The 11,729-nt window shown below is 73.7% G+C and carries 2 protein-coding genes; both read left to right on the forward strand.

Annotated features, from left to right (window positions below; translation table 11 throughout):
• Nucleotides 1–33 precede the first annotated feature (33 nt).
• A complete protein-coding gene (locus tag ACZ4N5_RS41965) occupies nucleotides 34–180 on the forward strand; it encodes a hypothetical protein (RefSeq protein ID WP_467762237.1) in 147 nt (48 codons plus the stop codon).
• A partial coding sequence (locus ACZ4N5_RS41970) for an SDR family NAD(P)-dependent oxidoreductase (RefSeq protein ID WP_467762238.1) occupies nucleotides 180–11,729 on the forward strand: 11,550 nt, incomplete at its 3' end. The genes ACZ4N5_RS41965 and ACZ4N5_RS41970, both read left to right, overlap by 1 nt.

Here is an 11,729-nt window from a genome sequence, read left to right on the forward strand (position 1 = left end):
CGGCACCGGCCCGGCCGGGCTCCGGGGCGGGCTGTGAGCGGGCCCCCGGTGACGGGGCGGCACCCGGCCGCCGTCACCGGCCCCCTCCGGGCGGCCCCCACCGGCCCCTTCCTGATGACCTTCCTGATGACCCACCTGCTCCGCGCGAGCATTCCGACCAAGACCACGGGGATGGCGTAATGGTGAACGAGGAGAAGTACCTCGATTACCTCAAGCGGGCGACGACCGACCTCCGCGAGGCGCGGCGACGGCTGCGCGAGGTCGAGGAACGCGAGCAGGAACCCATCGCGGTCGTCGCGATGAGCTGCCGCTACCCCGGTGGCGTCGACACCCCCGAACGGCTCTGGGAGCTCGTCGCGGGCGGCGTCGACGCGGCCACCCCCTACCCCACCGACCGGGGCTGGCCGGGTGACGTCCTGTTCGACCCCGACCCCGAGTCGGGCATCGACGCGTACGAGAAGGTCGGCGGCTTCCTGCACGACGCCGCCGACTTCGACCCCGCCTTCTTCGGGATCTCCCCGCGCGAGGCCCTCGCCATGGACCCGCAGCAGCGGCTGCTCCTGGAGATCTCCTGGGAGGCGTTCGAGCGGGCCGGCATCGACCCGACCACACTGCGCGGCAGCCGCACCGGCGTCTTCGCCGGGCTGATGTACCACGACTACGCGGCCCGGCTGTTCAGTGTCGCCGAGGAGGTCGAGCCCTTCCTCGGCAACGGCAGCTCCGGCAGCATCGCCTCCGGCCGCATCGCCTACACCCTCGGCCTGGAGGGCCCGGCGGTCACGGTCGACACGGCCTGCTCCTCCTCGCTGGTCGCGCTGCACCTCGCCGCCCAGGCGCTGCGCAAGGGCGAGTGCACGCTCGCCCTCGCCGGCGGTGTCACCGTGATGTCCACGCCCGGCACCTTCACGGAGTTCAGCCGACAGCGGGGTCTGGCCGGCGACGGCCGCTGCAAGTCCTTCGCCGCCTCCGCCGACGGCACCGGCTGGGGCGAGGGCGCCGGCATGCTCGTACTGGAGCGGCTGTCCGAGGCCCGCCGCAACGGTCACCCCGTGCTCGCCCTGGTCCGTGGCTCCGCCGTCAACCAGGACGGCGCCAGCAGCGGCCTCACGGCCCCCAACGGCCCGTCCCAGCAGCGCGTCATCCGCCAGGCCCTCGGCGAGGCCCGCCTGCCGGCCGCGCACATCGACGCGGTCGAGGCGCACGGCACCGGCACCACCCTCGGCGACCCCATCGAGGCCCAGGCCCTGCTCGCCACCTACGGGCGCGAGCACACCGACGGACAGCCCCTGTACCTGGGCTCCGTCAAATCGAACATCGGCCACACCCAGGCCGCCGCCGGCGTCGCGGGCATCATCAAGATGGTCATGGCCATGCGCCACGGCGTCCTGCCGCGCACCCTGCACGCGGACGAGCCCACGCCCAACGTCGACTGGACCGAGGGCGCCGTCGAGCTCCTCACCGAGCGACGCCCCTGGCCCGAGACCGGCCGCCCGCGCCGCGCCGCGGTGTCCTCCTTCGGCATCAGCGGCACCAACGCGCACACCGTCCTGGAACAGGCCCCCGAGCCCGAGCAGACCGCGGAGCCCGCCGCGCCCGGGGCCGCCGCGCCCGCTCCCGGGGCTGCGGTGTGGAACCTCTCCGGGCGCACCCCGGCCGCGCTGCGCGCCCAGGCCGCCCGCCTCCACGCCCACCTGACCGACCACCCCGACCTCGGCACCTTCGACGTCGCCCACACCCTCGCCACCGGGCGCACCGACTTCGAGCACCGGGCGGTGCTCACCGCCCCCGACCGCGACGGTCTCACCGCCGCGCTCGCGGCCCTCGCCGACCTCGACCTCGACGTCGAGCGGACCGTCCCCGGCGTCGTCCGGGGCCGCCCGGTCGCCGGCAAGCTGGCCTTCCTGTTCACGGGGCAGGGCAGTCAGCGGCTGGGTATGGGGCGTGAGTTGTACGCGTCCCAGCCGGTGTTCGCGGCGGCGCTGGACGCTGTGGCGGAGCGGCTGGATCTCGAACTGCCGTTGAAGGACGTGCTGTTCGGGGACGACCCGGAGTTGCTGAACCGTACGGAGTTCGCGCAGCCGGCGCTGTTCGCCGTCGAGGTGGCGCTGTTCCGGCTCGTCGAGTCGTGGGGTGTGCGGCCGGACTTCGTGTCCGGGCATTCGATCGGTGAGATCGCTGCCGCGCATGTGGCGGGGGTGTTCTCGCTCGAGGACGCCTGCCGACTGGTGGCTGCTCGGGGTCGGTTGATGCAGGCGCTGCCGGAGGGTGGCGTGATGATCGCCCTTCAGGCGACGGAGGACGAGGTCGCTCCGCTTCTGAACGAGCGGGTGAGCATCGCGGCGATCAACGGTCCGCGGTCGGTGGTCATCGCGGGTGACGCGGAGGAGGCCGAGCGGATCGCCGGATCGTTCGGCGACCGCAGGTCCAAGCGACTCACGGTCAGTCACGCGTTCCACTCGCCGCACATGGACGGCATGCTCGACGAATTCCGCGCCGTGGCGGAGAGCATCACCTACGCGACCCCTCGGACAGCACTGGTCTCGAATGTGAGCGGTGCACTCGTTTCGGAGCAGTTGACGCAGCCCGAGTTCTGGGTGCGCCACGTCCGCGAGGCCGTCCGTTTCCTCGACGGTATCCGCACCCTCGCCGCCCGCAACGTCACGCACTTCGTGGAACTGGGCCCCGACGGCGTCCTGTCGGCGCTCGCCGAGGAATGCCTCACCGACACTCCCGCCGCCGTCGTGCCCCTGCTGCGCAAGGACCGCCCCGAGACCGAGGCGGTGACCGGCGCCCTGGCCCGCCTCCATGTGCGGGGCGTGACCGTGGACTGGGCCGCCTACCACGCCGGTTCGGGCGCCGGGCGCGCCGATCTGCCCACGTACGCCTTCCAGCGCGAGCGCTACTGGCTGGACGCCGGGCGGCCCGCGAGCGACGTCACGGCGGCCGGGCTCGGCTCCGCCGGGCACCCGCTGCTCGGCGCGGCCGTCGCGCTCGCCGACACCAACGGCTTCCTCTGCACCGGCCGGCTGGGCCTGGACACCCATCCCTGGCTGGCCGACCACACCGTGCACGGCTCGGTCGTGCTGCCCGGCGCCGCCTTCGTCGAGCTGGCGATCCGCGCCGGCGACCAGGTCGGCTGCGACCTGCTGGAGGAGCTCGCCCTGCAAGCCCCGCTCGTGCTGCCCGAACAGGGCGCCGTGCAGCTCCAGTTGTGGGTCGGCGCCCCCGACGCGACCGGCCGACGCATCCTCGGCGTGCACTCCCGCCCCGAGGGCGCGGACCCCCTCGAACCGTGGACCCGGCACGCCGACGGCGTCCTCGGCACCGGCGCCCCCGAACCGGCCACCTCCCTCGCCGAGTGGCCGCCCACCGGCTCCGTACCGCTGCCCGTCGAGGAGCTGTACGCCGGACTCGCCGAGGCCGGTCTGGAGTACGGGCCCGCCTTCCGCGGTGTGCGCGCCGCCTGGCGCACCGACGACGCCGTGTACGTCGAGGTGGCCACGGAGGCCGAACAGGGTGCCGAGCACACGCAGTTCGGAATCCACCCCGCGCTGCTGGACGCCGCGCTGCACGCCATCGGCCTCGGCGGGCTCGTCGAGGACACCGGCCGGGGCCGGCTGCCGTTCGTGTGGAGCGGGGTGTCCCTGCACACCGTGGGCGCCTCCGTGCTGCGCGTACGGCTCGCCCGGGCCGGCGCGGACGCGGTGTCGTTCGCCCTGGCCGACGGCGCCGGTCGGCCCGTCGCCGACATCGAGTCGGTCACGCTGCGGGCCGTTTCGGCGGGTGACCTCGCCACCGGGCGCGGGCACGACTCGCTGTTCCGGGTGGACTGGGCCCCGGTGACGCTTCCGGCCGGAGAGGCCGGGGTGCGGTGGACCGTGCTCGGGGACTTCGCGACGGCGAGGGACGAAGGTGACGCGGGCCTCGCGATGGCGAGCGGCGACCGTGACGCGGACCTCGCGGAGGCAGAGGCCAGGCGTGACGCGGGCCTCCCGGTGGCGGGGGAGCAGGCGGCGCGGTACGCCGATCTCGCCGCCCTGGTGGCGGCGTTGGACGCGGGCGAGACCGCCCCGGACGCGGTCCTCGTGCCGTACCCGCAGGCGCCCGCCCCCACCCCCGAGGCCGTACGTTCGGCCGCGCACCGCACGCTGGCCCTGCTCCAGCGGTGGCTCGCCGAGGAGCGGCTCGACCGCACCCGGCTGGTCCTGCTCACCGAGGGCGCGGTCGCCGCGCGCGACGAGGACGCGGTGACCGACCCGGTGCACGCCGCCGTCCACGGCCTGGTGCGCTCCGCGCAGTCCGAGCACCCGGGCCGCTTCCTCCTCGTGGACGCCGCTGCGCCCTCGCTCGACCTGCTCGGTGCCGCACTCGCCGGCGACGAGCCCCAACTGGCCCTGCGTGACAGCGCCGTGCTCGCGCCCCGACTGGCCCGCGTACCCGCCGGTGAGCCCGCCGAGGCGCCGACGTACGACGCGAACGGCACGGTGCTGGTCACCGGCGCCACCGGTACGCTCGGCCGGCTCGTCGCCCGGCACCTGGCGGCCGAGCGGGGGGCACGCCACCTGCTGCTGCTCAGCCGCAGCGGAGAGCAGGCCCCGGGTGCGGCCGAACTGACCGCTGAACTGGAGGAGTTCGGCGCCATCGTGACGTGGGCCGCGTGCGATGCGGCCGACCGGGACGCGCTGGCCGCGGTGCTCGCGTCCGTGTCCGAGGCGCACCCGCTGACGGGTGTGGTGCACGCCGCCGGTGTCCTGGACGACGGCGTCGTCGACTCGCTCACCCCCGAGCAACTGGACACCGTGCTGCGGCCCAAGGCCGACGCCGCCCTGAATCTGCACGAGTTGACCCGCGACCGCGATCTTTCGGCGTTCGTCCTGTTCTCCTCGGCCGCCGGTGTGTTCGGCGCCCCCGGACAGGGCAACTACGCCGCCGCCAACAGCTTCCTCGACGCCCTTGCCCAGTACCGGCGTGCGGCCGGTCTGCCCGGCCTCTCACTGGCCTGGGGTCTGTGGGAGGACGCCGACGGCATGGCACGCGCGCTCGACGACACCGCCCGCGACCGGATGCGGCGCGCCGGCGTCCACGGCCTCACCGCTGCCGAGGGCCTCACCCTGCTCGACCTCGCGGACACCCTCGGCGCGACCGGTCCGGCCCCGGGCCTGCTCGTGCCCATGCGGCTCACCGTTCCGACGGCGGGCACCGAAGTCGTGCCTCTCATGCGGGCGTTGGTCCGCACCCCCGTGCGGCGCGCCGCCTCCGCCGGCAGCGCGACGGACCTGCCCGCGTTGGAGCAGCGGCTCCTGGGACTCGACGCCGGCGAACGCGAACGTGTGCTGCTGGATGTGGTGCTGCGGCACGTCGCCGATGTGCTCGGCCACGCCTCTCCGGACGCCGTCGACCCCGAGCACGCCTTCAGCGAGCTGGGCTTCGACTCCCTCACCGCTGTCGAGCTGCGCAACCGGCTCGGTGCCGCCGTGGGCCGCCGACTGCCCACCACGCTCGTCTTCGACCACCCGTCCTCCCTGGTGCTCGCCCGCCACCTGGCCGGCGAACTCGGAGGGGCCACGGCCCAGTCGGCGACCGGAGCGCCCGCGCCCGCGGCCGTCTCCGACGACCCCATCGCCATCGTGGCGATGAGCTGCCGTTTCCCCGGTGGTGTCACCACCCCCGAGGAGCTGTGGCAGCTCCTGGACGGTGGCGTGGACGCCGTCTCCGGCTTCCCCAGCGACCGCGGCTGGGACGTCGAGGCGCTGTACGACCCCGACCCGGACCACCCCGGCACCTCGTACACCCGGCACGGCGGCTTCCTGCACGACGCCGCCGCCTTCGACCCGACGTTCTTCGGCATCTCGCCGCGCGACGCCGTCGGTACGGACCCGCAGCAGCGGCTGCTGCTGGAGACCACCTGGGAGGCGTTCGAACGGGCCGGCATCGACCCGGCCACCGTGCGCGGCAGCCGTACCGGAGTCTTCGCCGGCGTGATGTACCACGACTACGCGACCCTGGTGGAGGGCTCCGCCGACGGCGCCGACGGCACCCTCGGCTCGGGCAGCACCGGCAGTATCGCCTCCGGCCGCGTCTCCTACACCTTCGGCCTGGAGGGTCCGGCCGTCACCATCGACACGGCCTGCTCCTCCTCGCTGATCGCGCTCCACATGGCCGTGCACGCGCTGCGCAACGGTGAGTGCGACATGGCGCTGGCCGGTGGTGTGACCGTCATGGCCACGCCGGGCACGTTCGTCGGCTTCAGCAGACAGCGCGGCCTGTCGCCCGACGGCCGCTGCCGCGCCTTCTCCGCGGACGCCGACGGCACCGGCTGGGGCGAGGGTGCGGGCATGCTCCTGGTCGAGCGACTGTCCGACGCCCGCCGCAACGGGCACCCCGTCCTCGCGGTGGTGCGGGGTTCGGCGATCAACCAGGACGGCGCTTCCAACGGCCTCACCGCGCCCAACGGTCCGTCCCAACAGCGGGTCATCCGAGCCGCCTTGGCGAGCGCGGGGCTGTCCGCGTCCGAGGTGGACGCGGTCGAGGCGCACGGCACGGGCACGATGCTCGGTGACCCGATCGAGGCGCAGGCGCTGCTCGCCACGTACGGCCGCGAGCACACCGCCGACCAGCCGCTCTGGCTGGGCTCCATCAAGTCCAACCTCGGGCACACCCAGGCCGCGGCCGGTGTCGCGGGCATCATCAAGATGGTCATGGCGATGCGCCACGGCACCCTGCCCAGGACGCTGCACGCCGAGCGGCCCTCGTCGCATGTCGAGTGGACCGAGGGCGCGGTATCGCTGCTGACGGAGCCCGTGGCCTGGCCCGAGACCGGCCGGCCGCGCCGAGCGGGTGTCTCCTCCTTCGGTATCAGCGGCACCAACGCCCACACGATCATCGAGCAGGCCCCGGAGGAACCGCAGGCCGAGCCGGTCGAGCCGGTCGAGCGCCCCGCTGCCCCGGCCGTACTACCGCTGCGCCTCTCCGGGCGCAGCGCAGAAGCCCTGGCCGCCCAGGCGCGCGCCCTGCACGGCCACCTCGCGGCCCACCCGGACGTCACGCTCACCGACCTCGCCCAGTCACTGGCCACCGGCCGTGCCGCCTTCGACCACCGGGCCGTAATCCTGACCGGCGCGAACGACACGGCCGCCACCGTGCTCGCCCGTCTCGACGCCCTCGCCGAGGGCCGCCCGGTCACCGAAGTCCTCCAGGGCACGGCCACCAAGAGCGGTCGCACGGCGTTCCTGTTCACGGGGCAGGGGAGTCAGCGGCTGGGTATGGGGCGTGAGTTGTACGCCTCGCAGCCGGTGTTCGCGGCGGCGCTGGACGCTGTGGCGGGGCGGCTGGATCTCGAACTCCCTCTGAAGAACGTGCTGTTCGGCGAGGACGCCGAGCTGTTGAACCGTACGGAGTTCGCGCAGCCTGCGTTGTTCGCGGTCGAGGTGGCGTTGTTCCGATTGTTCGAGTCGTGGGGTGTGCGTCCGGACTTTGTTGCCGGGCACTCGATCGGTGAGATCGCTGCCGCGCATGTGTCCGGGGTGCTGAGCCTGGAGGACGCCTGCAAGCTGGTGTCGGCCCGTGGTCGGCTGATGCAGGCGCTGCCCGAGGGCGGCGTGATGATCGCGCTCCAGGCGACCGAGGATGAGGTCACCCCGCTGCTCAACGAGCGGGTGAGCATCGCCGCGATCAATGGGCCGCGGTCCGTCGTCATCGCCGGTGACGCGGACGAGGCCGAGCGGATCGCCGGATCGTTCAAGGACCGCAAGTCCAAGCGATTGACCGTCAGCCATGCCTTCCACTCGCCGCACATGGACGGCATGCTGGACGCCTTCCGCGAGGTCGCGGAGTCACTGACGTACGAGCTGCCGAAGATATCGGTGATCTCGAATGTGAGCGGTGCTCTCGCTCCGGAGGAGCTCACGCGGCCCGAGTTCTGGGTGCGGCACGTCCGTGAGGTGGTCCGTTTCGCCGACGGCATCCGCGCCCTGGAAGCCGCTGGTGTCACCACGTTTGTCGAGCTGGGTCCGGACGGTGTGCTCTCCGCCATGGCCCAGGAATGCGTCGAGAACGCCGACACCACTGCCTTCGTCCCCGTCCTGCGCGCCGGCCGCGACGAGGCCGAGACCGCCGTCACCGCCCTGGCCCAGGCTCACGCTCACGGCACGCGCGTCGACTGGGCCGCGTACTTCGCCGGTTCCGGCGCCCGCCGGGTCGACCTCCCGACGTACGCCTTCCAGCGCGAGCGCTACTGGCCCGAGGCCGGTGCCGTGCTGCCCGGCGACGCGTCCGGGCTGGGCATGGCCCCGGCCGGGCACCCGCTGCTGGGCGCGGTGGTCGCGCTCGCGGACGCCGACGGCAGCGTGTTCACGGGCAGGCTCTCCCTGCGCACCCACCCCTGGCTGGCCGACCACGCTGTCATGGGCTCCGTGCTGCTCCCCGGCACGGCCCTGGTCGAGCTCGCCCTGCACGCAGGCGAGCGCGTCGGCTGCCCCGCGCTGGACGAACTGACCCTCCAGGCCCCGCTGGTGCTGCCCGAACAGGGCGCCGTACAGGTGCAGTTGACCGTCGGGCCGCCCGACGAATCCGGCCGGCGGCCGGTCGCCGTGTTCTCCCGGCCCGACCTCAAGGAAGAGCCGTGGCTGCGGCACGCCGAAGGCCTGCTCACCGACGAGGTACGGCCCGCCGGCACGGACCTGGGCGCGTGGCCGCCGGCCGGTGCGAACCCACTGCCGGCGGAGGGCGCGTACGAGGTGCTGGACGCCGCGGGCCTCGCGTACGGGCCGCTGTTCCAGGGGCTGCGCGCGGCTTGGCGGCGCGGCGACGAGCTCTTCGCCGAGCTGGCACTGCCCGGTGGAGCGGGGACCGACGCGAACGCCTTCGGGCTGCACCCGGCCCTGCTCGACTCGGCCCTGCACACCCTCGCCCTGGGCGACGCCCCGTCCGGCAGTGAGGAGGAGGGCGCCCGACTGCCGTTCGCCTGGAGCGGCGTGCGGCTGCACGCGACGGGTGCCTCGGCGGTACGGGTGCGGCTGGCCCCGGCCGGTCGCGACGCGGTGTCGCTGGAGCTCGCCGACACCACGGGCGAACCCGTCGCTTCCGTTGACTCGCTGGTGCTGCGCGCCATTTCCGCCGAGCAGATCGGCGCCGCGCGCGGTGGTCGGCAGGATTCGCTGTACGCGATCGACTGGACCGAGGTCCCGGCCGACCGTTCGGCGCCGGCTCCGAGCCGTGCCGTCCTGGGGGCCGGGCTCCCCGATGTGAACGCCCCTCGTTACGCCGACCTGGCTGCCATCGCAACGGGCGGGGTACCGGAGTTGGTGATCGTCGATGTGGAGCCGGACGCCGACGCGGTCACGGACGGCGCCGGGCTGCCCGACGCCGTGCACGGACGGGTCGCCGCCGCGCTCGCGCTGGCCCAGGAGTGGCTGGCCGAAGACAAGTTCGCCGCCGCGCGCCTGGTGTTCGTCACGCGTGGTGCCGTTGCCGCCCGCACCGGCGACCCCGTGGCCGACCTCGTCGGTGCGGCGGTGCGTGGTCTCGTCCGCTCCGCCGCCACCGAGAACCCGGGTCGGTTCGCCCTGCTGGACGTCGACGGCCCTGGGCTGCCCGACCCCGCCCTCGTGACCCTCGCCTCGGGCGAGCCGGAGGTCGCGGTGCGTGAGGGTGCGCTGCTGGTGCCGCGGTTGACTCGGGCGATCGTTGCCGATGTGGAGCCCGTGACGTCGGCGGGTACGGTCCTGGTGACGGGTGCGAGTGGTGCGCTGGGTGGCCTGTTCGCGCGGCATTTGGTGTCGGAACGCGGTGTGCGGAAGCTGTTGTTGGTCTCGCGTCGAGGTGCGAAGGCCCCTGGTGCGGCCGAACTGACGTCCCAGCTGACCGAGTTGGGTGCGGAGGTCGTGTGGGCCGCGTGTGATGTGGCCGACCGTGCGGCGCTGGCCGCGCTGTTGGCGGAGCATCCGGTTTCGGGTGTGGTCCACACGGCCGGTGTGCTGGATGACGGCACAGTGGGCTCGCTGACGGCCGAGCGGGTTTCCAGGGTCCTGCGTCCGAAGGTGGACGCGGCCTGGCACCTGCACGAACTCACGGGGAACCTGGACCTGTTCGTGGTGTTCTCCTCGGCCGCCGGAGTCTTCGGTGGTGCGGGTCAGGCCAACTACGCGGCGGGCAACGTGTTCCTGGACGCTCTGGCCCAGCACCGCAGGGCGCTGGGGCTGGCGGCGACGTCGCTGGCCTGGGGTCTGTGGGCCGAGGCCTCCGGCATGGCCGACGCGCTCGACGACAAGGATGTCTCGCGCCTCGGCCGGGGCGGCGTGCTGCCTCTGGAGGCGGCCGAGGGTCTGGCGCTCTTCGATACCGCGACGGCTTCCGAGCAGGCGCTGCTGGTGCCGGTGAAGCTCGACCTGGCCGCGCTGCGGGCCGGCCCGGTCCCGCCGCTGCTCAGCGGCCTGGTCCGGGCCACCGTGCGCCGCGCCTCGCAGGCCGCGGACAGCGGTAACGCCCTGGCCGGGCGGCTGGGCCGGATGACGGTCGAGGAGCAGACCGCTCACGTGCTGGAGACCGTGCGCAGCCAGGTCGCCACGGTCCTCGGGTACGCCGGGCCGGAAGCGGTGGCGACGGACCGCTCCTTCCGCGAGCTGGGCTTCGACTCGCTGACCGCCGTCGAACTGCGCAACCTGCTCGCCTCGGCGACCGGGTTGCGGCTGCCCGCCACGCTGGTCTTCGACCACCCGACCGCGACGATCCTCGCCACGCACCTGCACAACGAACTCATGGGTGCCGCGCCGGTGTTGAACGCGCCGGCGGCCACCGTCCTCCGGGACGACGAGCCCATCGCCATCGTCGGTCTCGGCTGTCGCTATCCCGGTGGTGTGGAGACCCCGGACGACCTGTGGCGGCTCGTCGTGGAGGGCCGGGACGCCGTCTCCGGCTTCCCGGACGACCGCGGCTGGGACATCGAGGCGCTGTACGACGCCGACCCCGACCACCAGGGCACCAGTTACGCCCGCGAGGGCGGGTTCGTGCGCGACGCGGGCCATTTCGACCCGGCGTTCTTCGGCATCTCGCCCCGCGAGGCCCTCGCCATGGACCCGCAGCAGCGGTTGCTGCTGGAGACCTCGTGGGAGGCGTTCGAGCGGGCCGGCATCGAGCCGACGTCGCTGCGCGGCAGCCGCACAGGTGTCTTCGCCGGCGTCATGTACCACGACTACGCCTCGCGCCTCACCGTGCTGCCCGAGGGCGTCGAGGGCTTCCTCGGCACCGGCAACGCCGCGAGCGTGATCTCCGGTCGGCTCTCCTACGCCTTCGGTCTGGAGGGGCCTGCCGTCACGGTCGACACGGCCTGTTCGTCGTCGCTGGTGGCGCTGCACCTGGCGGTGCAGGCGCTGCGCAACGGCGAGTGCGAGCTGGCCCTCGCGGGCGGTGTGACGGTGATGGCGACCCCCGCACCGTTCGTGGAGTTCAGCCGACAGCGCGGACTGGCGGCCGACGGTCGCTGCAAGGCCTTCTCGGCCGACGCGGACGGCACCGGGTGGTCGGAGGGCGCGGGCGTCCTCCTGGTCGAGCGGCTGTCGGACGCGGAGCGCAACGGTCATCCGGTGCTGGCGGTGGTGCGGGGTTCGGCGATCAATCAGGACGGTGCGTCGAACGGTCTGACGGCGCCGAACGGTCCGTCGCAACAGCGGGTGATCCGGCAGGCGTTGGCGAGTGCTGGTCTGTCGGTGTCCGAGGTGGATGTGGTCGAGGCG

The sequence above is a fragment of the Streptomyces sp. NPDC026500 genome (assembly GCF_055567635.1).